Genomic DNA, 23,197 nt, shown 5'->3' with positions numbered 1-23,197 from the left:
ATGGTTAAAATAATCCCATACGAAAATATAAAAGCCAAGATTTACCTGATTCGCGGGCAAAAAGTTATGATTGACCGGGATTTGGCCTTGCTTTACGGGGTTGAAACAGGAGCATTAAATAGAGGAGTAAAACGCAATACGGAACGCTTTCCTTCTGATTTTATGTTTCAATTAACAAAGAAAGAATTTGAAAACTTGAAGTGCCAAATTGGCATATCAAGTTGTAAAAATAGCGAAGATAAGCCAAACTTGAAGTCGCAAATTGCGACATCAAGTTGGGGAGGCACAAGAAAAATGCCTTATGCGTTCACCGAACACGGTGTTGCCATGCTTTCCAGCGTCCTAAAAAGCGAACGGTCGGTAGAGATAAATATAGCCATAATCCGGACATTCATTAAACTGCGGGATTTCGCTTTGTCATATAAAGCTTTGGCGGAAAAAATTAACGAATTGGAGAGAGGGATTAAAAAGCATGATAAGAAGATTACGGAAATATTCGCCGCGCTAAGGCTTTTGGCGCGAGACGAGGAAAAAGCGGGTAGAGAAGAAATTGGCTTTAAGGCGGTCTGACTGTGTGGTGCGTGATATAATAAAGGTGCGCTCATGCATGAGATTTAGTAATATGTATGCCCAACCAGAACGAAAACAATATGAATATGGCCGATAGAAAAATCAGCCGGACAAGCTTGATTCCCGTCGAGAGGATAGAAGGAAGAATTCTTCTAATGCGGGGAGAAAAGGTATTGCTTGATAAGGATTTAGCGGAGTTGTACGGTGTGCCAACTAAGGTTTTGAATCAGGCGGTAAAAAGAAATAAGGAAAGGTTTCCGGAAGATTTTATGTTTCAATTAACGTTGATGGAAACAGAATTTTTGATAAGGGAGGGAATAATAATCGAAGATCGTTCAAGGTCACAAATTGTGACCTTGAACGAGAAAGTTAGCGAAAATTCGCAAAATTCAAGGTCACAAATTGTGACCTCAAAGTCTAAAAGAGGCAAAAATATAAAGTATTTGCCTTACGCTTTTACCGAGCAGGGTGTCTCTATGCTTTCCAGCGTCTTAAAAAGCAAGAAGGCGATAGAAGTGAATATAACTATAATGCGCACATTCGTTAAGATAAGAAAGCTGGTTTATTCCTATAAAGATTTGGCGGATAAAATTGAAAAAATGGAGCGCGGCTATAATAAGCAGATTGCCAAAATTTTTGATATAATAAACAGGCTGGCAAGCGATGAGAAAGGGCGGAAAATCGGGGAAATCGGGTTTAAGGCGGTCTGAATGTATGGCGCGTGATATAGTCGTAAGTAGAGTCGCATGAAAATTTTCAGGATAATCTGATGAGAAGCGAATAATTGTATGCCCAACCAAAACGAAAACGCAATGAGGCAGAATGTTTTAGGCAATGAGCTTTCCGGTCCGGCTCAAAGCCAGCTAGCCGGAAGAAAATTAAAGGAGGACCAGATGGCCGGCCGCAATAAAGATAGAATCAGCGGACAGATGGGCGGAAGCCAGCTGGGAAACCGGCCACAGGCGGGAAAGGGAACTAATGAGGGCGGCATGAGCGAAGGTTTGGGAGGAGCTGGCGGGGGGCAAGAGGCCGATATGGGTGGCGGGAGGAATTTAAGGCAAGAACAGGCCAGAGCCAGAAACGCGCAAGCCCAGGAAGAAGAACAGTCAAATAAAGCGGCCCAGGCCGCGAAAAGCGGGCTTGGAAAAATTGTATTAAATTATTTTTTGAGCGCGATTCCGGGAGTTAATATAGTTTGGGCCGGCTGGAGATTTTTAAGGGATGGAAAACTGAATTTAAGGCCTGGGCAAAAAATCGTAATGGCTTTTTCCTCAATTTCGACTTTTTTATGGGTTATTTCTTTAATTTCCGGGGTAGCGATGATAACCGGATGGATTAGCAATCCCTTTAAGGCAATCGTAGACTTGGGATTTGGATCCCTCACCGCCTTGGCATCGTTTTTTATTCCCTTCGCTTTTTAGAGAAAATTGTCTTTCCGTCTATGAATTCAAAAAATAAGATGAAAATAAATAGAAAATTGTTGGCTAAAAACATTTTGGCTTTCTTGATTTTGCTTTTCGTCGTTTTTGTTTTTGCTTCGCATAGCATACATGCGGCGGGGGAAACTACTACTGACACTACTAAAACTTCTACTGATACTACCTCCGGATGGAATGGGGTTTGGAATACGGTAAGCGGAGGCATAGGCGGTGCAATAGCAACAGTAGTGGGCTGGATAGCACAGATTTTTTTAGCTGTTTTTGGCGTATTTTTAACTGTTTTAACAGCAATACTATTACAGGTTTCTTCATATAATAATATTATCAATGTGTCAGCGGTTACCAATGGCTGGGTTATTGTCCGCGATCTTTGCAACATGTTTTTTATTTTAATCCTTTTAATTATCGCCTTCGCGACGATTTTAAGGGTTGAGAGTTATAACGCGAAAAAACTACTCCCAAAATTATTGATAATGGCGGTTTTGATAAATTTTTCCAAAACCATCTGCGGGCTGATGATTGATGCATCCCAGGTAATAATGCTTACCTTTGTTAACGCCTTTGCCGCTTCGAAAGGGGCTTTGATTGATAAAACCCAAATATTGAACATTGGAGTAATAAGCAATGATGCTCTTAAAGATACCGCCAGCGGCTCAAAACAAATTGAAACTTTTAATATAGTAATTTCTCTTGTTTTAGGGGTTATTGCTTTGATTGTTACTGATATCGTAATCTTAGTGATGATTGCGGTTTTAGTTGTCCGGATAATAATGCTTTGGATATATACCATCCTTTCTCCGGCCGCGTTTTTATTATCCGCTTTTCCAGCCGGCCAAAAATACGCGAGCCAATGGTGGTCGGAATTTGCCAAATACGTTACCACTGGTCCGGTTTTAGCTTTTTTTCTTTGGTTAGCCTTAACTACGGCGACGGGGTCGGCCGGAACTCTCCAAACAGGATCAACCGGTATTTCAACTAGTGAAGTGTGCGGCGGTTTAAGTAAATTTTTTTGCTCGACAGGATTTCAAACCTACATTATCGTCATCGGTTTTCTAATGGGCGGGCTGATGGTCGCCCAGCAGGCCGGCGGGCTGATGGCTAAGGTGGCGGGGAAAGTTCAGGGGCTTGCTCAAAAAGCGGCGATGGCTCCGCTTAAATTGGGCGCGGCAGGAGCCGGAGCATTGGGCAGCTTCTTAATTGACAAGACCCATGAAAAAACAGGGGTGGACTTTAATTTAGCCAGAGTTTGGGGCGGGATAAAGGAAAAACGGGCCGAAAGAAAGAAAGAAAGGTACGCTTCCGGCATGAAAAAGGCCGAGGAAGTTATGGCTACGAAAGGAACATTTCGCGGTGCTTTAGCCATGACCGGAACGCCGGGAACGGCTTGGGAGCAAGTTACCAGCAAGAAAGGACTAAGACAGAGATTTTTGGGAGGAAAGAGGCTGGCGGCAAGAAGAGAGGTTCTTGAAAATGAACTTCCCCAGGTTAAATTTGAAGCCGAATATTCGGCTCTAACCGCAGTCAAGAAACGGGATAAAGCAATCGAATTGACAACGAGAATAGACGATCTGGATGATCAGATTGATACCGAGACAAATGAAGAAAAGAAAAACGCGCTTACCAAGGAGAGAGACAGTGAACAGCGTAAGCTTGACTTCGCTACAAACAACAATAACATGAATAGGGCTTTTACTGATGATGAAAAAGCCGAATATATAAATACTGCCATAGTGAAACAAAAAGAATATGACAAGAACGTTCCTATGTATGATTTCCAGGCCAGAGCGGCGGAACAGGCGGCGGTTAATGAGAAAATGGCCAAAATTAGGAATATTACCGACTCTTCAGAATTACTAAGAATCCTTAATGACGCGATAAACGAAAAAGATAAGGCTATGGTAAAAGCCATTACTAAATGGATGACTCAAAATTATGACGATAACGAATTTCTTAAGCCTTTGGCCGGTGATACCGGGTTTAAGGGCTTACAAAAATTAATGAGGGCCTTTTCCGGCACATTAAGCGACGAGGAAAAGAAGGCAGATCCCCGATTAGCCAACATGGACGCCGGACTTTCCCAGCAGGACGCTTTTGCTTTGGGCAGTGAAATCGCCATGCTGAATAAGAGGCAGGGCCATCATTGGATGGCTACCGGCGCTTATACGATGGAAAATGGAAAATGGAGAGAAATGAATGAAGTTGAGCATGCCGCTTTTGTCGCTACTGAAACCGGAAAAATGGATGCCAGAAACAGGGCAAGGAATTTTAACCGTCTGGATTACGGACATCACGACATTACCGGCAAATTCCATCTTGATGTCGGCGGTCTTATGATTCTAAAGTCATTCGATTCTCCTGACGGGCAGGAAAATTTAAAAAGAAATATTCAAGAAAGCGTGGCTAAGCATTTATGGAGCGAAAAAGATAAATTACAAAAAGCAGTTGATGACGGAATAATAAGTCCCGATATACTTAAAATAATTGAGGTAGCCGCGAAAGCTTCAATATCAAATTATAAAGAAGAGTTTGATAAATATGCGAACGCCCTAAAATAACAGTTTGAGTTAAAATGGAACCGAAAATAAATAAATCAAATCGTTTAAAATTTGCAGACTATTAAAGAGTTATGCCAATAAACAATCTAAACAATTCAAATACTCCGACGGCATTATTGGATAAAGATTTTTTTGAGTCTACAAAAAATTTATTCAAGAAGATAATTGAAGCTGATGACGCGCCGACGGCGCTTAAAGCCGGAAATTTATTAGAGAAAGCTCTTCTAAAACATAAAAATCTGGCGATACAAAACGGTCAGTTTTTTAATTATTATAGCAAGGCTTTGATAAATCTTAAATTCATCGCTCTTCCCCTGCTTGATTACGCTAGTATTTCAGCCCTCTTAAAAAATAATTTTACCAAGCATTACAATCTTGCGAAAGAAGGGTATGACGTAACTGATAAGGTAAAAAATAAATTATTGAATATTGAAATCACTGAAGAGAGAGACAGATGCAGGGAAACTTTAAAAAGGGCTTTGCTGGAAAATCGGGAAACAATTACTCCCCTAGCCTTGATAAAAACCGTCGGAGACTGGCTTAAAGATTATAATGGGAAACTTGGAACAGAAGTTGCGGATAATCTAAAAAGAAACCAATATTTTATAGATCTTAAACGCACGAAGGAATTAACAAATGAGGATACTGAAAATCTTAAAATTTTGTTTAATTTATATGAATGGCTAAAGCATTCTTCTTTTTCGCCGCAAGGATTTGAAGAGCATGTGCCGATGGCAATTGATGGGAAAAATTATATTTTTAAAGAGGGCGTGCTAGAGCCCATTGATAAAGAAATTGAAGAGGTGAGGGCGGTCTTGAAAAAATTAAACACTGGCGGAAATGCGCCTGACAAATCTTCTGAAGGCGCGGGAAATACGCAGCTGAAAAGTTTAAAAGAGTTAGTATTGGAATATCCCGCTGGTTCGCTTGAAAGAAGGGCGATTGAGGAAGAGATTAGGAAAATATACAGCCAAAGCGGATCAGCTTCGGGCGGAGGAAACGGGAATCCGTCCCAGCCGGTCAAACAGGATTTTGGCGGTTAATTGTCAAGGCTTGAAGTGCGGCCGGCAATAAGGTAAAGTATTCGAAGTATGAATAACAAGCTCAACATATTAGTTTCCGGGTCTTTGGCGTTTGACCGGATTATGGATTTTCCGGGGAAATTGACATTGTTGTTAGTAATTACTACAATTGTAGTATAAACATACTACAATTGTATCTGATGATATAATCCTCATTCGTTCGGAAGCGGCGAATTGATATTTGCCGTTTCCTCACTCATATCGGTTATGGTTAACTTTTTAAAATCCAAATTAAAAGCTAAACTTTACGCTTATTATTTTGATCATCCGGGAGCGGAATTGTATCTTAGGGAATTAGCGCGCCTCTTAAAAGAGGACGCTTCTAATTTGGCTAGAGAACTGAATAAGCTTGAAAAGAAAGGAACATTTGCTTCTGAATTTAAGGGAAAACAAAAATATTTTAAATTGAATAAAAATTATCCGCTTTACCGCGAATTAAAAAATATTATTGCTAAATCAGTCGGAATAGAAAGCGCGCTGGAAAAAGCTGTGAAAAATCTAGACGGCGTTTTGTGCGCATTTATTTATGGATCGCGCGCCCGTTCCGAGGATAAAGCCGGAAGCGACATAGACCTTTTTTTGATCGGCGCCGATATTAATAAGAGAGATTTATTGGAGAAAATAAGTTTAATTGAGAAAAAAATCGGCCGGGAAATTAATTACCGGATATTTTCGCCCAGAGACTTAGAAAAAGAAATTGAGAAGGGCAACAGTTTTATAGAGAATGTTGTAAAAAGCAAAAAAATATTTATAAAAGGAGATGAAAAAAACTTTAGAAAATTTAGCCAAAGCCGGTTTTCTTCAGAAAGAAAAAGGAATAAGATTCGACCAGATTATTAAGAGGATTGAAAGAGCTGGCAGGGATTTATTAAACGCTAAGTTGCTTATAGGAAGCGATAAAATTGGCGCTTACCGGATGGCCTATGACGCTATGCTCCAGGCCGGAATAGCGCTCGTATTTTTTTACGGTTATCGCCCGAAAGTCAAGGGGTTCCATAAAACAGTGGTGGAGTCTGCGGAAGCAATTATTGGCGCGAGCTATTCATCAATAATCAAAGAATTTGATCAGATGAGAAAAAATAGACATGAGATAATTTATGACGTCGGAATTGTGTCGGACACGGAGGCCGACGAGTCAATTAAAACGGCCGAAAATTTTATTGGTGAAATAAAAAATTATATTAATAAGCATAATCCGCAGAAAAAACTGCTTTGATTATGGCAAATAAAATTAAAAACATATTAGTTTCCGGGTCTTTGGCGTTTGACCGGATTATGGATTTCCCCGGGAAATTTTCCGACCATATTTTGCCGGACAAAATCCACAATTTAAACGTTGCCTTTAACATTAACGAGTTGAGGGAAAATTTTGGCGGCTGCGCCGGAAATATTGCTTATAATTTGGCGCTTCTTAATGAGCGACCTTTTATTTTAGCAACCGCCGGAACCGATTTTGGGTCGTACAAAAAATGGCTCAAGAAAAAAAAGGTGGACATTTCCCAAGTGAAAGAGATTAAGGAAAAACACACTGCTTCAGCCTATATTATTACCGACAAAGCCGATAACCAGATAACCGGGTTTAACATGGGAGCGATGAATGTAGCGCGGGGAAAAGAAGTCTTTAAGGGATTTAGCGCTAAGGCCTTAAAAAATAGCCTGGCCATTGTTTCGCCCGGCAATATAGACGATATGAGAGAATACGGCGGATACTACAAAAAAGCTAATATCAGATATATTTTTGATCCGGGACAAGCTATTCCGGCTTTAAAAAGCGAGGTAATTAAAAGGGCGGCGGAGGCGGCGGAAATTTTAATCGGCAATGATTATGAAGTAGAAATGATAAAGAAAAAGACAGGATGGACAAGCAAGCAATTAATTGATAAAGTAAGAACATTAATTATCACCAAAGGAGAGCTTGGATCGGAGATATTTATTAAAGGCAGGAGGATTAAGGTGCGCCCGGTTAAGGCGAAAGAACTAAAAGATCCGACTGGTGCCGGCGACGCCTACCGGGCCGGACTTTTGAAAGGACTGGCATCGGGATGGGATATGGAAAAGAGCGCTAAGCTCGCGAGCGTAGTCGCTTCTTACGCCGTAGAAAAGTACGGGACGCAAAACCACGCGTTTACCTGGAAAAGCGTGGCGGGAAAATTTTTGCAGGCTTATAATGAAAAATTGTAATATCAAAAAGTTTTAAAATTAAAAACATTGATTAGAAATATGAATTTTGACATTAAAGACATTAAGCTGGCCGAAGGCGGCAGAAAAAGAATCGAATGGGCGGAAAAGGACATGCCGGTTTTAGGGGCGATTAAAAAAAGATTCGCGCGGGAACTGCCGTTCAAAGGAATGAAAATGTCAGCCTGCCTGCACGTTACGGCCGAGACTGCGAATTTAGTGCGCACTCTTAAGTCGGGGGGAGCCGACGTGCTTTTATGCGCCTCCAATCCATTGTCCACACAGGATGACGTCGCCGCTTCTTTGGTTAAAGACTATGAAATCCCGACTTACGCGATTTGCGGAGAAGGCAAAGAATCCTATTACAAGCATTTAGTTGCGGCTTTGGATTTTTCGCCGAATATCACCATGGATGACGGGGCCGATCTCCTGTCTTTAATCCATACCAAATACAAAAAGCTGGCGCCGAAAATTGTCGGCAGTATGGAAGAGACTACAACGGGAGTCATTAGGCTGAAGGCGCTAGAAAAGCAAAAAAAACTGTTGGTGCCGATTGTGGCGGTTAACGATGCCAAGACCAAAAATATGTTTGACAACCGCTACGGCACCGGTCAATCGACATTGGACGGAATAATCCGCGCCGCCGACATACTGATTGCCGGGAAAACCGTCGTTGTTGCCGGCTACGGCTGGTGCGGAAGAGGGTTTGCCTCGCGGGCCCGCGGGATGGGAGCGAAAGTCGTTGTAACCGAAGTGGACAAAATTAAAGCTTTGGAAGCGGCGATGGACGGATTTGACGTTATGCCGATGCTGGACGCCGCCAAGGTTGGCGATCTGTTCTGCACTTTGACCGGCGATATTAATGTCCTTCGTGGCGAGCATTTTAAACTAATGAAAGACGGGGCGATGATATGCAATTCAGGGCATTTTGACGTTGAAATAAACATTCCGGAATTAAAAAAGCTGTCCAAAAAAATGAATAAAAATATAAGGAATTTCGTGGACGAGTATGTTTTAGGCCGCGCCCCAGCCAAAGGCGGGGCGGGCAAGCAAAAAAGCATCTATCTTTTGGGCGAAGGGCGCTTAATCAACCTGGCCGCCGCCGAAGGGCACCCGGCTTCGGTTATGGATATGAGTTTTGCGACGCAAGCTTTGGCATCCGAATACGTTGTAAAAAGTAAAACAAAGCTGGAGAAAAAAGTGTATAACGTCCCGGAAGAAATCGAAGACTGGATTGCCGATTTGAAATTAAAATCAATGGGGATTAGTATTGATAAGCTTACGAACGAACAGGAAAAGTATTTGAAGAGCTGGGAAATCGGAACCTAATTATAAATTTACAATTATCAATTAACAATTAGTTTAATAACGGAAAGTTAGCAGATGAGGATAGCGGGTTTTAATGGGAAACTATTTACTTTCTGTCCTCATTTACTCTACTTCCAAAAAAAAGAGTATGGAGAAAAATACGAGGCTTATTACGTCCGAGTCGGTTACCGAAGGGCACCCGGACAAAGTTTGCGACCAGATTTCGGACGGGATTTACGACGAGATGTTAAAGCAAGATCCGGATTCGCACGCCGGGATCGAATGTTTTTGCACTACCGGTTTGGTTTTAGTCGGCGGAGAAGCCCGGACCAAGGCTTATGTTAATGTTGAACAAGTGGTCCGCGACGTTTTGCGCGGGATTGGCTACGACAAGCAGGAATTTGGTTTTTGCTGTGATGATGTCGGGGTGATTGTAACCTTGCACGAACAAAGCCCGGATATTGCCCAGGGCGTGGACGAAGGCGCCGGAGAATTTAAAGAGCAGGGAGCCGGCGACCAGGGATTGATGTACGGCTTTGCTACCAATGAAACTCCGGAGCTGATGCCCTTGCCGATAATTTTAGCCCACCGATTAACCGCCAAACTGGCGGAAGTCAGAAAGAACGGAACTCTGCCATATCTCCGGCCGGACGGAAAAAGCCAGGTAACGGTTGAATATGATAACGGCAATGCCGTTAGGGTGGAAACTGTCGTTATCGCCGCCCATCACAGCGAAGCGGTTTCGAGCGAAGCGTTGCGCGAAGACATCCGCGAAAAAGTTATTAAACCGGTTTTGGGAGATTTATTAGACGAAAAAACCAAGGTATTTATCAATTCAACCGGCCGCTTCGTAATGGGCGGACCGCCGGCTGATGCCGGGCTTACGGGGCGAAAAATAATCGTTGATACTTACGGCGGAGTGGGCGCGCACGGCGGCGGAGCGTTTTCGGGAAAATGCGCGACTAAAGTGGACCGATCCGGCGCTTATATGGCGCGGTACGTCGCGAAAAATATAGTGGCCGCCGGGCTAGCGGATAAATGCCAGCTGCAAGTGGCTTACGCCATCGGTGTTGCCCAGCCGGTCGGGGTTTACGTAAATACTTTCGGCACCAATAAAATCGACGAGAATAAAATAATTGAACTGGTAAAAAAGCATTTTGATTTTAGGCCCAAGCAAATTATCGAGAAGCTTAATTTAAAGCGGCCGATCTATAAGAAGACCGCCGCTTACGGCCATTTTGGGCGGAATGATAAGGATTTTACCTGGGAAGCGACGGATATGGCGGAGACTTTAAAAAAAGAAGCTGGGTGCTAGACAAAAATTTTTCTTTTTCTCGCTGTGGAACTCGCCCGCCTGTCGGCGGTCTCAAACAGTCCTCGCTTCGAAAAAGAAATAATTTTTGTCTGCCTGTTATATGATGGAAAATATAAAAAACGATAAAACTAAATTTTTGGGAGCCGGGGCCATAATGCTCGCGGCACTACTTTGGAGCTTGGACGGGACTTTTATCCGGCCCAAACTTTACGCGCTTCCGGCCGGACTGGTGGTTTTTATTGAGCACGGTTTGGGGCTTATAGTGCTTTGCCCGTTTATATTTCTCGGTTGGGCGAAAATTAAGGCTTTGGGGCGAAAGGAGTGGGGCGCGATTGCCTGGGTTTCGGTTTTCGGCGGGCTGATCGGAACGCTTTTTATTACCAAAGCGTTTTTCGCGGCGGTTAACGGCGAAGTTACTTTTGCCACAGTAGTGATCTTGCAAAAGCTTCAGCCGGTTTTTGCCCTGATTCTGGCGCGCTTGGTATTAGGCGAAAAATTGAAAAAAGATTTTTATCTTTGGGCCGGGCTGGCGATTGTCGCCGCTTATTTTTTGACTTTCGGCAAGCTGGTGGACCCCCGGGAAATTATGATCACCCACCAGGCGGCGCTTTTTGCCGTAATCGCGGCTTTTGCCTTTGGATCTTCAACCGTGTATGGCAAGGGAATCGTCAATAAGCTGGATTTCGGGTCGACCGCGGCCCTGCGCTTCGCTCTGACTACGGTTTTAGCCGGAGGATATGTCTTATTTTTTGGCGGTTTTGCGGCCCTGGGACAGATTACGCCCGTCCAAACGAAGCTTTTTTTCCTTATTGTATTTTCAAGCGGCGCCTTGGCCATGTTTATCTACTATTATGGGCTCAAAAAAATAACCGCATCGGCCGCCACCATCTTTGAATTAGCCTGGCCGCTATCAGCCGTTATATTTGATTATTTTCTCAACCGGAATGTTTTAAATCCGGTTCAAATAGCCGCCAGTCTGGCGCTGCTCTTTTGCTTCTTCAGGATTGTGAAGAAATAGCCTGTCCATTTTCATCTTCCGACTGGAATATGTTATAATAAAGAGGATGTTTGACTACATCCAAAAATTCAAAGGGCTTCCCAAAGAGGTATACGAAAAATTGTCCGGTCCTAATACGACTTCAATAATTGATCGGCTGGAAAAAGAATATTCGGTCAGCCTGGCCAAACTCGTAATGCTCGCTGCCATAAAGGAGGTTCCGGTTAACGGCCTGGAAAATTACATTTCCGGTGAGTTTAATTTGGATTTTGAAAAAGCCAAAAAATTGACCGAAGCCTTAAAAAAGGAAGTTTTTTTTCAAGTAGCCGATTATCTTAAAGCCGTCCCGGCCGCGGTACCTGGGCCGGGAGGAAAAAAAGAACCGGCGGTGGAAATAAAATCCGTTTTTCCGGCTAGAGTGAAAACTGGAATGCCTGGCGCAAAACCGGTTTCGCCCGGACTGAAGGCTGGACCGTCAATCAGGCCAGTTGCCGAAACTAAAAAAGAATTTTCCGAACATAAAAATCCGCCGGCCTTGATTAAACCCGCCGCGGAAGCGGCGGCCAAAATCGAATCTGTCCCGGCTAAAATCGCGCCGGCTCGAATTGCCCTAAAGCCGCAAAGCGCGATAAAAGCCGCCCCGTTCTTTTTTTCGACCGAGGATGAGGAAGAGATTGGGAAACTTACCAGCAGGATGAGCGGCTATCTAAAAGATGATTCAACTATCTCCAGCATACAAAAGACGCTTGATTCGATTGTCCGCGAATTTGGGAATAATTTTTCGAGCGAAGATTCTGTCTCAAGGCTAAGGCAGATATTAAGGACCTATCTCCAGGGGATAAGAAACCGGCTGGAAACGAAACTGACTCTGCAAAAAGAATACAAGTCAGGAGGCATGGGGATTGATGATCAGCTGGCGGGAAACATCCTTTCTTTTATTGAGGACGGAAAAAGCGGCGGGGAAAAACCAAAGGATTCCCAAGAGCCGGCTGGCAATAATGGCCAGTCCGGGAAAATTTCCGCTTCCGGCGCGTTTCAATCTCCCGGGTTAAGGGATGTTGATTACAATCTGAAAAAAGAAATCGAAAAGAGGAAAGAAGAAATTTCAAAACTGGTCGAGAAAGACGGGCCGTCCGCGGAAACTGTTTCCAAAGAAAAAGCCCAAAGGATTAGAGAAGATTTATCCAAGGCAATACAGTCGGCTAAAAAAGAAGGCCTGCCTCTGAAAAAAACCGTTATCGACGCGGTCAGGCCGGCCCAAATCATAGCAAGCGGCCCAAGAAAACTGGCTCCGGACACTAGTCTTGGCGAGGCCGCCCCCTTTGCCAGGAGCGAGACCAACGGAAAGAGAAAAATTGAAGACGTAAGATACACTCCGAAAATTTTGACGCCGATTGAAGAGCTGAAATATTTGGACTTAATTAATTTCCGGCATCTTTACAAGGCTGATCCGGCCGAGGCGACGGGCAAAATTAAGGAAAAAATCGAACTTCTGGAAGAAGAAGAATACGCCAAAAGGCTCCAGGGGATTAGAGCCTGGCGCGAAAGCCCCTTGATGGGACTATATCTGGAGATGGGCCAGGAGGGCATTGCTAAGAAGAAAACAATGGCGGAAATGGTTGAAGTAAGGAAAAAAGACGGAAGGGATTATTTGACCGAAGATGAATTACACGCGATTATGGATTTTAACCGCGAATTAAGGTTTTAGTTTATGCAGCAATTTACCGTTCCCCAATTTATTGACGTTGAAGACAAAATTATCGGACCGATAACGACCCGGCAATTTATAATAATGCTTTCAGATTTTATTTTAATCGCCCTGTGCTACAAAATTTTTGATTTTGAGATGTTTGTGGTTATCGGTCTGCTCCTTTTATGCCTGGGCGGGGTTTTTGCATTTTTGAAAATTAACGGCCGGCCATTCCACTATTTTATTTTAAATTTCATAGAAACCTTAAAAAGGCCGCCCTTGCGAGTCTGGTCTAACTGGAATAGCGATCCGCTTTGGGTTAATACCGGCATAGAAACTAAGCCCCAGGATAAAATTCAATCCGAGCCGCACCGGACTTTCCCGAAATCCCGGCTGGCCCAGCTTTCTTTAATCGTTGATACGCACGGAGCTTATCGGGATGAGGAGGCCGGCGAGGAAATCAGTTCAATAAAATAGCCCGGCGGCTAGCAAAAAAACCATGGCAAAAAATAAATTAGCTAGAAATAACATTACTACTTCCACCCAGTCCTATCTCGATATTTCCGAGATCCGGGACAATACTTTAGTTATGAAAGACGGGACTATGCGGGCGGTGATTATGGTTTCCAGCCTGAACTTTGCCCTAAAATCGGACGATGAGCAAAACGCCATTGTCGCGGCTTACGTGAGTTTTCTAAATAATATCGAATTTCCCCTGCAGATCGTCATCCAATCGCGCGAATTGAACATCGAAAATTATATGAAAGACCTGGGCCAAAGGCAAAAAGAGCAGACTAACGAACTGTTAAAGATACAAACGGCCGAGTATATCCAGTACGTTAAAGAACTGATTTCAATAGGAAAAATAATGTCCAAGCATTTTTATATCATTGTTCCCTATAATCCGTTAAGCGACAAGCAAAAAGCCTTTTTTCCGAGGCTGATGGACGTTTTTCGGGCGGCGACGCTTGTCCGAATGAAGGATGAAATGTTTTTCAGGAGAAAAGTCCAGCTGGATTACCGGGCGGAGAATATAATAGGCGGCTTGATGTCCATGGGGTTAAACGCGGTCCAGCTGGATACCCAGGGCTTGATTGAGCTTTTGTATAATACCTACAACCCGGAAACTTCTTCTAACGAAAAACTGGTCGATACTGATAAATTAAGAATAGCCGACTAAGAAACAAAAAAATGTTTAATCCGAGAAAAATAGAAAAAGAAAATTTGGCCGAAGAAAAAAGGCTGAAAAAAGCCAATGAGGCGCAGGCAGTAGAAGCCGAGACCCAGCTGGCTGAAGAGATTATAATTGAAGAAAAAGCCTTCCGGCGGGGGACTTTGAGCATAAAGGATTTGATTTCCCCGGCTTCGATCGAGGTTAAACCCAATTATCTTAAGCTGGGAGAAAAATTTATCCGCACCCACTTCGTCATCGGCTACCCGCGCTATATCTCGGTCGGCTGGTTTGCTCCGATAATCAACCTGAATTCGACTTTTGACGTAGGGATGTTTTTTTATCCGGTCAATACGGCTATTGTATTGGAACAGTTAAAAAAGAAAGCCGGGATTTTGGCGGCGCAAATTATGTCTGATTCGGAAAAGGGGGCGGCTCGCGACCCATTGCGGGAAACCGCTTTGCGCGACGTTGAAGGCCTGCGCGACGCATTGACGCAAGGGATTGAAAAATTTTTCCAATTCGCGCTTTACGTTACAATTTACGGGGATACAAAAGAAGATATTGATAAGCTGTCAGACGAAGTTGAAAATATCCTCGGGTCGCGGCTGGTTTATTCCCGGAAAGTTTTTTACCAGGCCGAACAAGGATTTAATTCGACCCTGCCCTTGGGAAATGATGAGCTGGCTATCACCTTCAATATGAATTCTTCTCCGATTGCCTCGTCTTTTCCTTTTATTTCTTCAGAACTTACATCGGATGAGGGGATTTTATACGGCATAAACCGGCACAATAACAGCTTGGTGCTTTTTGACCGCTTCAGCCTGCAAAACGCCAATATGGTGGTCTTTGCCACTTCCGGCGCGGGAAAAAGCTATGCCATCAAATTGGAAGTGCTCCGCAGCCTGATGCTCGGTACGGACGTGATAATTATCGATCCGGAGCATGAGTATAAGCATTTATCGGACGCGGTCGGTGGAACTTATGTTAATATTTCTTTAGCCTCTGAAGCGAAAATCAATCCTTTTGATTTGCCCCGGGCAATCGGCGAGGACTCAAAGCCCCAGGACATTATAAGAAGCGCCGTCATTACCGTTAAAGGGCTTTTGCGCATTATGCTTGGGGGTATTACCCACGAAGAGGATTCAATTATTGACCGGGCGCTTTTGGAAACATACGCTAAAAAAGATATCACCCCGGACGCGGATATCGCCAAGGCCGAACCGCCGATACTAACCGACTTCCAGGAAATTATCGAAGGCATGGAAGGGGGCTCGGGCATCGCTTTGAGGCTGAAAAAATATACGGAAGGGACTTTTTCCGGGCTTCTTAATTCACCCACCAATGTTGAAGTGGACAACCAGCTGATCTCTTTTTCAGTCCGCGATTTAGAAGACGAACTAAGGCCGATTGCCATTTATACGATTATCAACTATATTTGGAATGTGGTCCGAAGCCAGCTGAAGAAGCGGATTTTGGTAATTGACGAGGGCTGGTGGCTCATGCAGCACGAGGACAGCGCCAAATTTATTTTCGCGCTGGTCAAACGGTGCCGAAAATATTATTTAGGCGTAACCACAATCACCCAGGATGTTAATGACTTTTTGACCTCGCCTTACGGCCAGGCGATTGTTACCAACTCATCAATCCAGCTTTTATTAAAACAATCTCCGGCGGCAATTGATTTGATCCAAAAGACTTTTTCTTTGACTGAAGGGGAAAAATATCTTCTTTTGGAGTCGGGCGTCGGGGAAGGGATATTTTTTGCCGGTTCAAAGCACGCGGCCATAAAAATTGTAGCCTCCTATACGGAAGACCAGCTTATAACCTCCGATCCGCGCCAGCTTCTGGAAATTGAAGAGGCTAAAAAGGAGTTTGCCCAAAGCCTTGAGTCTGGGGACGCGGAAAAAGGCGAGGGACAGAATGCTTAACGGATATTAATTAGAGTTTAATATGGATAAAAGGTTTTTCGGCTTCGGAATAATATTTATCAGCCTGCTTCTGCTCGCGGGGATTGTTTATGTATTTTTCTTTTACAATTTTAAAGCGCCCGCTCCGGAAGAATCCGACAGCACCATAACTGACCAGTCCCAGGAGCCGGCAATCGTCAATACCAATACTGCCGTAAATACCGGAAAGACGAATCAAACTGCGCCAAGGGTGAGAAAAGAAGAGATGAACCAGGAAGACTTAAAAAGAATGGCCGGATCATTTGCCGAACGGTTTGGCAGCTATTCGAACCAGTCCGACTATTCTAACATCGGAGATTTAATGGTTTTTATGACCAGCCGGATGGAAGAATGGGCTGGGCAATATATGAATGAAGCGGCAAAAAAAGGCGGAAATTTAAATATCTATTACGGCATTTCGACCAAAGCCGTTACCGAAGAAGTAAAAAGTTTCGATAAAGAGGCGGGGCTGGCGGTAATTCTTGTGGGAACCCAGCGCCGGGAGGCAACCGGGATGATGACGAACGCCTCCTCCTTCTACCAGAACATCGAAATCAGCTTTAAAAAAGAAGGAAGCGCCTGGAAAATCGATTCCGCGATCTGGCAAAGCAAATAAAATGGCGCCTTTTGCTAGAATCGAAGAATTCCGAAAGCGCATAAACCGGCTATCCGGCCTGGCACTGGATATAATTTTCCCCGTCGAATGTTTCGGTTGCGGCCGCGAAGGAGAGTGGATCTGCTCCGAATGTTTTCTCAATCTTCCCTTTAAAGATTCGCAATATTGCCTTGGGTGCAAGGCCGAAAGCCGGCTGGGGGAATTTTGCGCCGATTGCCGGAGGCGCTATCATCTGGACGGCGTTCTCATCGCCGGAGATTATGAAAACGAACTTTTGGCAAAATCCATTAAAAACATCAAATACCATTTAGTGAAGCAAGCGGCCGAAATCATAGGGAACTATTTGGCCGCTTTTTTAGTTAATGAAACAAAAAAATTAAAAGTTTCTTTAGCTGATTTAAAGGCCGGAAGAATTTGGGAAAAAGTGGAAGGCGCCCAAGATGCTCCCGGCCTTTTTTTTAACCTGGAAGAGGCATTAATTATCCCGGTGCCCCTGCACCCGCGCCGCGAGCGTTCCCGGGGCTTTAACCAGGCGGATATTATCGCCAGAACCGCGGCCCATAATTTGTCCATTCCATACTCTACTGGCGCGTTAATCAGGGTAAAACAAAAAACCCCCCAGGCAAAACTAGGGGAAGAAGAAAGAAAAAAGAATATTATCGGATGCTACGGCTGGTCCGGCGGCAGGCTGGGCGAAAAAGACGTGCTATTGGTTGACGACGTAGCTACGACCGGCGCGACGCTAAATGAGTGCGCGAAGACATTAAAAGCCAACGGAGCAAGAACGGTCTGGGGATTGGTAGTGGCTAAAGGGTAAGCTGGTGCACTCGCCAGCCTGCCTGCCGGCGAGGCAGGGAGTCGAAGGGGCGGAAGCCCCGTGCACCGCAGGTTCTCCTAATCTGGCAAATGTAAAATAATAAACAGCCCCAAAGAGACCGTTTATTATTATTGTGCACTCGCCAGGAGTCGAACCTGGATTACCAGCTCCGCAAGCTGATGTCCTATCCATTGAACGACGAGTGCATTTTAAATTGTTTGTGTCCTGCCTGCCTGCCGGGAAGGCAGGTCAATTGAACGACGAGAGCTTAATTAAAGACCGCCCGCAAAATGCAAGGCGGATTCTTTTATGCCGAAGAATATCGAAGTTAAAGCTTGAAAAATCGAGCCAGGCCCTCGGAGGCGGGCGGATGCAAACGGTCCAGGTCCTCCGGCAGGTATTTTAGCAGAATATCCCTGATTGGCAAGGGGTTCATATCCATTAAGGGAATTGAGAGCCGGTGCTTTATCGGGCTTTTGAATTCGAAGTACAGGTTTTTCACTTCGAACTTTGGCTTATAGACAATAGAAAAATTTTTAATGTCGTCGTAATCGTAGAATTTTCTTCCGACGATTACGCCTTCATCAGTAACATTCACCCGCACCAGATCCGGATCGCGGCCGTCATTTAAGATAATAATAATTGACGCCGTTATAACGATTAAGGCAAAAAGAAAATTCATGGTCCAGAAAGAATAAACCAAAAATAATGCCCCGATTATTCCGGCGATTATATACCATGCGCGTTCGCGCACGTGCTTATCATATTCCGGCACTGTCCAGGAAGAAAGGGAGTCGCCGGCATCGTTTGGTCTATTTTCGTCCGCCATATATAATTGACAATTTAGGCCTAATTTTATATAGTAATTATAGCAAAAAATACGATAATACGTAAAGAGAAAAGGAAATTGATGCCAAAAACCGAAGGAATTGATGGGTTTTTGGTTTTCTTTTCATTTGGAGAGGTGGTTGAGCGGCTGAAAACAGCACCCTGCTAAGGTGTTAGGTCTTAACGGGCCTCGAGGGTTCGAATCCCTCCCTCTCCGCATTTTTCTGAACAGGTATTAAAACTGTTCGGAGAAACTGAAGCGGTGGCAGCGTTGTTAAGCTGCCATCTGATTCGGAGGGATGCCAGAGCGGTTGAATGGGACAGTCTTGAAAACTGTTGAGCCTTTACGGGTTCCGTGAGTTCGAATCTCACTCCCTCCGCAAATAATGAGAAACTTCATTTTTTTGTTCTACCTTAATAGACGGCGGTCTTACAAGCAAGTCATGGACTAAGGCGCAAAAAGCAATTACAATACCAATGTGGTGTTTGGAGCATTCTTAATATCGCCGATAGCAAGCTAGTTGCCGGGAGCTGGTAACTATTGCCGCTTCACTTTGTTTTTTCCTCGGGCTGGCAATCATCGATAAAGTGCGAAACATTATGTACTATGGTTAAGAAAAAAAAATTGGAAATCGCGGTTTTTCTATGCGGAGCCGTGGTTATGATTTTTGAGCTGGTCGGATCAAGGGTCTTGGCGCCTTATCTCGGCATATCTATTTTCGTCTGGACAAGCTTAATCGGGGTAATACTCGGGAGTTTGAGCATCGGGTATTGGCTGGGCGGAATGCTGGCTGATAAAAACCCAAGCTTGAAAATTTTTTCCACCCTTGTCTTTCTTTCCGGAGCATCAATTTTTTTTACAATTATTGTCAAGGAGCCGGCTCTCCATTATTTTCAGGGATTTTTTAATCTGGAGCTGTCTTCTTTTATTTCTTCCTTAATATTATTTTCCCCGGCCAGTATTTTTATGGGGATGATTTCGCCCTATGCGGTCAAGCTGAAAATGGATAGCTTAAATTACTCGGGCGCGACCGTCGGAAATTTATATGCTTTGTCCACCGTCGGCAGTATTGCCGGAACGTTTTTGGCCGGGTTTTATCTTATTCCAAATTTCGGGTCTTTAAAAATATTGATTATTTTAGCAATTCTATTGGGATTTATTGCCATATACATTTATCCGAAAAGCCTTATCAAGACTAAAGTTTTTTTTATTTTACTTTTGCTGTCATCGCTCATCTTTGTAATTTATACTGGCAGTTTGGAGAAAAAGAGCGGACTAATTGACACGGACACAAAGTATAGCCGAGTTTTTATTTATCCCGGAGTCGACGCAAAAACAAAGAGAAAAACTTTGAATTTATCATTTGGACCGTACGGGACGCAGTCGGCCATATTTTTAGAGGGCGAAGATGATTTAGTTTTTGATTATACGAAGTATTATCGTTTAGCCAAATATTTTGCGCCAAAGCTTAAGAAATCTTTGATAATCGGCGGCGCGGGCTATACTTATCCGAGGGATTATTTAAAAAAATTTCCCGAGGCCGATCTTGATGTAGTAGAAATTGACGAGAAGCTCACCGAGCTGGCGAAGAAATATTTCAGGCTGAAAGATAATCCAAGACTAAAAATTTTTCATGAGGACGGAAGGGCCTTCCTAAACAAGACCGGCAATAAGTATGACGCGATATTTATTGATGCTTTTTGTTCGCTTTATGCCATCCCTTATCAGCTTACTACCAAGGAAGCAGTTGGAAAGACGTATGACGCGCTGAATGCCGGCGGTGTTGCGATAGTAAATATAGTTTCTTCAATAGAAGGCCCGAGCGGAGAATTTCTTCGGGCTGAATACGCAACCTATAAGAGCGTTTATCCCCAGGTGTATCTTTTTCCGGTAAGGAAGGCGAGCAAGGGAGAGGTAGGAAATATAATTTTAGTGGGATTAAAATCTAACGCAATTCCTAGCTTCCAATCGGACGATAGCGAGCTTAACGAGTATCTAAAGAATTTATATAAAGAAGAAATAAAAACAGACATGCCAGTTCTTACCGACGACTTCGCTCCGGTCGACTATTATGCCAGGAAGGCAGTATAAATTTTTTAATCCGATAGCACGAACTGGACGAGTCCGGTTTTTTTATTTTATCCACTGCTCAAAGTATTGCATTTAAAATTTTTTCTCCATATAATTAATATAATCAAATAAAAAAATATAAAAATTTTCATTCTTTTGTATTAAAATGAAAATCGCGGAATATGGCAAATGGAAATAACGGAAACATTGCCGGAAAAAAAATATTAGTCGTCAATACCGGCTCAATAAAGAAAAAATTTATTTTCCAGGAATTGAAGAAAATCGGCTTGAACATTCTGGTTTTAAACAAAGAAAAAAATTGGGCCCAAAATTACGTCGACCATTGGATTCTCGCTGACACCTATAATCATCCCGAATCGATCGAAGCGATAAAAGATTATTTATCCGCCAATAAAATAAAGCTGGACGGGGCGATTACTTTTTGGGAGGACGACATACCGCTACTCGCGAAAATATGCCGCGAGTTCAAGCTGGCCGGGAATTCCCTTGAAACGGCTATTAATACCCGGGATAAGTTCAAGATGCAGGAAATTTTAAAGCAGACCGGCTTAAACTGCATTAAGCAGAAACTGGTTAAGAGTTGGGCTGATTTGGAAGCGGCGATAAAAGAAGTCGGCCTTCCGGCGGTAATCAAGCCGGTTTACGGGGCGGACAGCCAGTTTGTCGTTCAGGTGACTAATGAAAAAGAAGCCGAAGACGCATATGATTATGTCTTAAAAAATTGCACCCCGGAATACGATCCGATTTTTAAATACAATAAAAAGCAGTTTGTTTATCAGGAATATATCGAAGGCCAGGAATTTTCTTTAGAATGCTACTCCCAGCACGGCGTCCCGCACGTGGTTGGCATCCACGAAAAAACCGCCATGGATTTGCCGTTTTTTATGGAAACCGGCGATTATCTTCCGCCGAGAGTTACGCCCGAACAGGAAGCTGAACTCGTAAAAGTTACCGAGTCGGCCTTGATAGTCTTGGGCGTCAGGGACAGCTTAGCCCACGTTGAAGTTAAATTATCCAAAGACGGCCTGAAAATAATTGAAATCGGGTCGCGGATGGGCGGGGATTATACCCAGGAAAATATCTGGCAGGTTTACAATTTTGATTTGATCAAGACCGGCTGTGAAATCGCCTTAAGGATGAACGTTACCACCCAGCCTAAAGAAGCGAGAAAATACGTCGTCGGAAAATTTTTTATTCCCAAGAGTTCAGGCATAATTACGAAGATAATCGGCTTCGAAGAAATTAAAAAACACGAGCAGGTAATTGAATATTTTCTTTCGAAAAAAGTCGGCGACAGCGTCTTGATTCCTCCGGACGGCTACGAAAACCTCGGCTGGGTAATCGTCGGAGGGTCTTCCTATACGGATGCCGAGCGGGCCATGGCGTATATATTTGAGAAGGTAGATATCGAAATCGCGCCTTTCAAAAGCTATTCGTCTTTCGGACGCACGGAAAGAAAAGACCGCTTCTCGTCAGCGCTTTTAACTAAAAACGCCTTGGTGCGCTCGGCTAAAATTGAGCATATCCGGAGCGTTTCAGATGAAGAATTGAAAAACCTCCATATCGGCATAGCCTGCAATCTGTATGACGAAAACTCGAATGCGGTGGATAAAGAATTTATGCTGGTGAGTAAAAACATTGAAAAGACGCTTTTGGAAAAAGGCTACCGGGTAACGCTTTTTGACTTTAACGACTTTTCCAAGGCTTTTAATGAATTAAAAGAATCGGACGTTGATTTGGTTTTTAACGTCTGCGAGCGGATTAACAATTTGAGCCTTCTCGAGCCGCACGCCGCTTCGGTTTTCGACATCCTCCAAATACCTTATACCGGCTCTAACCCTTTTACCTTATCAATCTGCATTGATAAAATCCGGGTAAAAATTTTACTCAATTACCATAACATTCCGACGCCGAAATGGGATTATGCCTATTCGCTTGATGATAAAATACGGGAGGATTTGCGCTATCCTTTAATCGTCAAGCCGGCCAATACCGACAATTCAATCGGCATTACCAATGATTCGGTAGTGACTAACGTTAAAGAGCTAAATCGCCAGCTTGAGCGGGTAATCGAAGAGCTTGACTCGCCGGCTTTGATTGAAGAATATATAGAAGGCGATGAATATGACGTGACCATAATCGGGAATGACGAAGAAGATTTGCGCGTTCTCCCGCTTTCTCGCTCCATCTTTAAGGAAATGCCGCCGGGCTATTGGCACATTTTTCCTTATGACGCTAAATGGTCGCAAAATGAGGCTTATGATTCCATAATAGTCCAGCAGCCTCCAAAGAATATTTCCCGCCGGCTCGAATCGCTTTTGACCGAAATGGCTCTGGACACTTATACTATCTTGGATTGCCACGATTACGGACGGGTGGAAATAAGGGTGGATGACAATGACAATCCTTATGTCTTAGAATTAAATCCTAATTCGTCGATCAATATCGGGGACGTTACTCCGGATTCGGCCGCCCTTATCGGCCTCGACTATGGAAAATTCCTTGAAGAGATAATAAAAATGACCATTCGCCGCTACAAAGACCGGCCGCCTTATTACCACTTGCAGTCTTCCTTTTAGAAATGTCCCTG

The 23,197-nt window shown here is 43.7% G+C and carries 20 protein-coding genes and 3 tRNA genes; 21 read left to right on the top strand and 2 right to left on the bottom strand.

Annotated elements, in window-relative coordinates; genetic code table 11:
• The 17 genes from WC715_01825 to WC715_01745 all read left to right on the top strand — a co-directional run bounded on the left by WC715_01825 (position 1) and on the right by WC715_01745 (position 17,687).
• On the top strand, positions 1–570 hold the full coding sequence (locus WC715_01825) for an ORF6N domain-containing protein (protein ID MFA6171184.1): 570 nt from the start codon (positions 1–3) through the stop codon (positions 568–570).
• A gap of 56 nt (positions 571–626) precedes the next feature.
• Entirely contained in the window at positions 627–1,280 is a 654-nt protein-coding gene (locus WC715_01820) for an ORF6N domain-containing protein (GenBank protein MFA6171183.1), read from the top strand.
• Positions 1,281–1,358: 78 nt separating this feature from the next.
• A complete protein-coding gene (locus tag WC715_01815; GenBank protein ID MFA6171182.1) occupies positions 1,359–1,991 on the top strand; it encodes a hypothetical protein in 633 nt (210 codons plus the stop codon).
• A 20-nt stretch (positions 1,992–2,011) separates the two neighbouring features.
• Positions 2,012–4,564 carry a hypothetical protein gene (locus WC715_01810; protein MFA6171181.1) on the top strand — a complete coding sequence of 851 codons (2,553 nt, stop codon included), beginning with the start codon at positions 2,012–2,014 and terminating at the stop codon, positions 4,562–4,564.
• A gap of 71 nt (positions 4,565–4,635) precedes the next feature.
• Positions 4,636–5,607, top strand: coding sequence for a hypothetical protein (locus WC715_01805; protein ID MFA6171180.1), 972 nt, complete (start codon positions 4,636–4,638; stop codon positions 5,605–5,607).
• 246 nt (positions 5,608–5,853) lie between these two features.
• Positions 5,854–6,486 carry a nucleotidyltransferase domain-containing protein gene (locus tag WC715_01800; protein ID MFA6171179.1) on the top strand — a complete coding sequence of 211 codons (633 nt, stop codon included), beginning with the start codon at positions 5,854–5,856 and terminating at the stop codon, positions 6,484–6,486.
• On the top strand, positions 6,407–6,862 hold the full coding sequence (locus tag WC715_01795) for a HEPN domain-containing protein (protein MFA6171178.1): 456 nt from the start codon (positions 6,407–6,409) through the stop codon (positions 6,860–6,862). The genes WC715_01800 and WC715_01795 overlap by 80 nt, the downstream gene beginning before the upstream one ends.
• Before the next feature lie 2 nt (positions 6,863–6,864).
• Positions 6,865–7,827 (top strand): carbohydrate kinase family protein, encoded by a 963-nt coding sequence (locus WC715_01790; protein ID MFA6171177.1) that lies wholly within the window; start codon positions 6,865–6,867, stop codon positions 7,825–7,827.
• A 39-nt stretch (positions 7,828–7,866) separates the two neighbouring features.
• Positions 7,867–9,153 (top strand): adenosylhomocysteinase, encoded by a 1,287-nt coding sequence (ahcY, locus tag WC715_01785; protein ID MFA6171176.1) that lies wholly within the window; start codon positions 7,867–7,869, stop codon positions 9,151–9,153.
• Positions 9,154–9,280: 127 nt separating this feature from the next.
• A complete protein-coding gene (gene metK, locus WC715_01780) occupies positions 9,281–10,447 on the top strand; it encodes a methionine adenosyltransferase (protein ID MFA6171175.1) in 1,167 nt (388 codons plus the stop codon).
• Positions 10,448–10,547: 100 nt separating this feature from the next.
• Entirely contained in the window at positions 10,548–11,465 is a 918-nt protein-coding gene (locus tag WC715_01775; protein ID MFA6171174.1) for a DMT family transporter, read from the top strand.
• 46 nt (positions 11,466–11,511) lie between these two features.
• On the top strand, positions 11,512–13,152 hold the full coding sequence (locus WC715_01770; protein ID MFA6171173.1) for a hypothetical protein: 1,641 nt from the start codon (positions 11,512–11,514) through the stop codon (positions 13,150–13,152).
• Positions 13,153–13,155: 3 nt separating this feature from the next.
• Entirely contained in the window at positions 13,156–13,611 is a 456-nt protein-coding gene (locus WC715_01765; GenBank protein MFA6171172.1) for a PrgI family protein, read from the top strand.
• Positions 13,612–13,633: 22 nt separating this feature from the next.
• Positions 13,634–14,314: a hypothetical protein gene (locus WC715_01760; GenBank protein ID MFA6171171.1), complete on the top strand. Its 681-nt coding sequence runs from the start codon at positions 13,634–13,636 to the stop codon at positions 14,312–14,314.
• An 11-nt stretch (positions 14,315–14,325) separates the two neighbouring features.
• The gene (locus tag WC715_01755; GenBank protein ID MFA6171170.1) at positions 14,326–16,236 is read left to right on the top strand and encodes a DUF87 domain-containing protein; all 1,911 of its coding nucleotides are present in this window, start codon (positions 14,326–14,328) and stop codon (positions 16,234–16,236) included.
• 22 nt (positions 16,237–16,258) lie between these two features.
• The gene (locus WC715_01750) at positions 16,259–16,870 is read left to right on the top strand and encodes a hypothetical protein (GenBank protein MFA6171169.1); all 612 of its coding nucleotides are present in this window, start codon (positions 16,259–16,261) and stop codon (positions 16,868–16,870) included.
• A 1-nt stretch (position 16,871) separates the two neighbouring features.
• Positions 16,872–17,687, top strand: a complete 816-nt coding sequence (locus WC715_01745; protein MFA6171168.1) for a ComF family protein — start codon at positions 16,872–16,874, stop codon at positions 17,685–17,687.
• Between the two features lie 134 nt (positions 17,688–17,821).
• On the opposite strand, the gene WC715_01740 is transcribed toward WC715_01745, so the two are convergent.
• Both WC715_01740 and WC715_01735 read right to left on the bottom strand, forming a co-directional pair.
• Positions 17,822–17,893, bottom strand: a tRNA-Arg gene (locus tag WC715_01740).
• 122 nt (positions 17,894–18,015) lie between these two features.
• Positions 18,016–18,516, bottom strand: a complete 501-nt coding sequence (locus tag WC715_01735) for a hypothetical protein (GenBank protein ID MFA6171167.1) — start codon at positions 18,514–18,516, stop codon at positions 18,016–18,018.
• A 129-nt stretch (positions 18,517–18,645) separates the two neighbouring features.
• Here WC715_01735 and WC715_01730 point away from each other — a divergent pair.
• The 4 genes from WC715_01730 (at position 18,646) to WC715_01715 (ending at position 23,186) form a co-directional block, all read left to right on the top strand.
• Positions 18,646–18,732, top strand: a tRNA-Ser gene (locus WC715_01730).
• A gap of 76 nt (positions 18,733–18,808) precedes the next feature.
• Positions 18,809–18,895 (top strand) — tRNA-Ser (locus WC715_01725).
• A gap of 227 nt (positions 18,896–19,122) precedes the next feature.
• Positions 19,123–20,607, top strand: coding sequence for a fused MFS/spermidine synthase (locus tag WC715_01720; protein MFA6171166.1), 1,485 nt, complete (start codon positions 19,123–19,125; stop codon positions 20,605–20,607).
• A 161-nt stretch (positions 20,608–20,768) separates the two neighbouring features.
• The gene (locus tag WC715_01715) at positions 20,769–23,186 is read left to right on the top strand and encodes an ATP-grasp domain-containing protein (protein ID MFA6171165.1); all 2,418 of its coding nucleotides are present in this window, start codon (positions 20,769–20,771) and stop codon (positions 23,184–23,186) included.
• Positions 23,187–23,197: the final 11 nt, after the last annotated feature.

The organism is Patescibacteria group bacterium, from assembly GCA_041661505.1.
Classification (GTDB): Bacteria; Patescibacteriota; Patescibacteriia; order Patescibacteriales; family JBAZCA01; genus JBAZCA01.
This window is presented reverse-complemented; position numbering and strand designations above follow the sequence as displayed.

Coding starts and splice junctions, on each gene's coding strand:
- WC715_01825 (MFA6171184.1), top strand. CDS start 1: ATGGTTAAAATAATCCCATACGAAAATATAAAAGCCAAGATTTACCTG.
- WC715_01820 (MFA6171183.1), top strand. CDS start 627: ATGCCCAACCAGAACGAAAACAATATGAATATGGCCGATAGAAAAATC.
- WC715_01815 (MFA6171182.1), top strand. CDS start 1,359: ATGCCCAACCAAAACGAAAACGCAATGAGGCAGAATGTTTTAGGCAAT.
- WC715_01810 (MFA6171181.1), top strand. CDS start 2,012: ATGAATTCAAAAAATAAGATGAAAATAAATAGAAAATTGTTGGCTAAA.
- WC715_01805 (MFA6171180.1), top strand. CDS start 4,636: ATGCCAATAAACAATCTAAACAATTCAAATACTCCGACGGCATTATTG.
- WC715_01800 (MFA6171179.1), top strand. CDS start 5,854: ATGGTTAACTTTTTAAAATCCAAATTAAAAGCTAAACTTTACGCTTAT.
- WC715_01795 (MFA6171178.1), top strand. CDS start 6,407: ATGAAAAAAACTTTAGAAAATTTAGCCAAAGCCGGTTTTCTTCAGAAA.
- WC715_01790 (MFA6171177.1), top strand. CDS start 6,865: ATGGCAAATAAAATTAAAAACATATTAGTTTCCGGGTCTTTGGCGTTT.
- ahcY (MFA6171176.1), top strand. CDS start 7,867: ATGAATTTTGACATTAAAGACATTAAGCTGGCCGAAGGCGGCAGAAAA.
- metK (MFA6171175.1), top strand. CDS start 9,281: ATGGAGAAAAATACGAGGCTTATTACGTCCGAGTCGGTTACCGAAGGG.
- WC715_01775 (MFA6171174.1), top strand. CDS start 10,548: ATGATGGAAAATATAAAAAACGATAAAACTAAATTTTTGGGAGCCGGG.
- WC715_01770 (MFA6171173.1), top strand. CDS start 11,512: ATGTTTGACTACATCCAAAAATTCAAAGGGCTTCCCAAAGAGGTATAC.
- WC715_01765 (MFA6171172.1), top strand. CDS start 13,156: ATGCAGCAATTTACCGTTCCCCAATTTATTGACGTTGAAGACAAAATT.
- WC715_01760 (MFA6171171.1), top strand. CDS start 13,634: ATGGCAAAAAATAAATTAGCTAGAAATAACATTACTACTTCCACCCAG.
- WC715_01755 (MFA6171170.1), top strand. CDS start 14,326: ATGTTTAATCCGAGAAAAATAGAAAAAGAAAATTTGGCCGAAGAAAAA.
- WC715_01750 (MFA6171169.1), top strand. CDS start 16,259: ATGGATAAAAGGTTTTTCGGCTTCGGAATAATATTTATCAGCCTGCTT.
- WC715_01745 (MFA6171168.1), top strand. CDS start 16,872: ATGGCGCCTTTTGCTAGAATCGAAGAATTCCGAAAGCGCATAAACCGG.
- WC715_01735 (MFA6171167.1), bottom strand. CDS start 18,516: ATGGCGGACGAAAATAGACCAAACGATGCCGGCGACTCCCTTTCTTCC.
- WC715_01720 (MFA6171166.1), top strand. CDS start 19,123: ATGGTTAAGAAAAAAAAATTGGAAATCGCGGTTTTTCTATGCGGAGCC.
- WC715_01715 (MFA6171165.1), top strand. CDS start 20,769: ATGGCAAATGGAAATAACGGAAACATTGCCGGAAAAAAAATATTAGTC.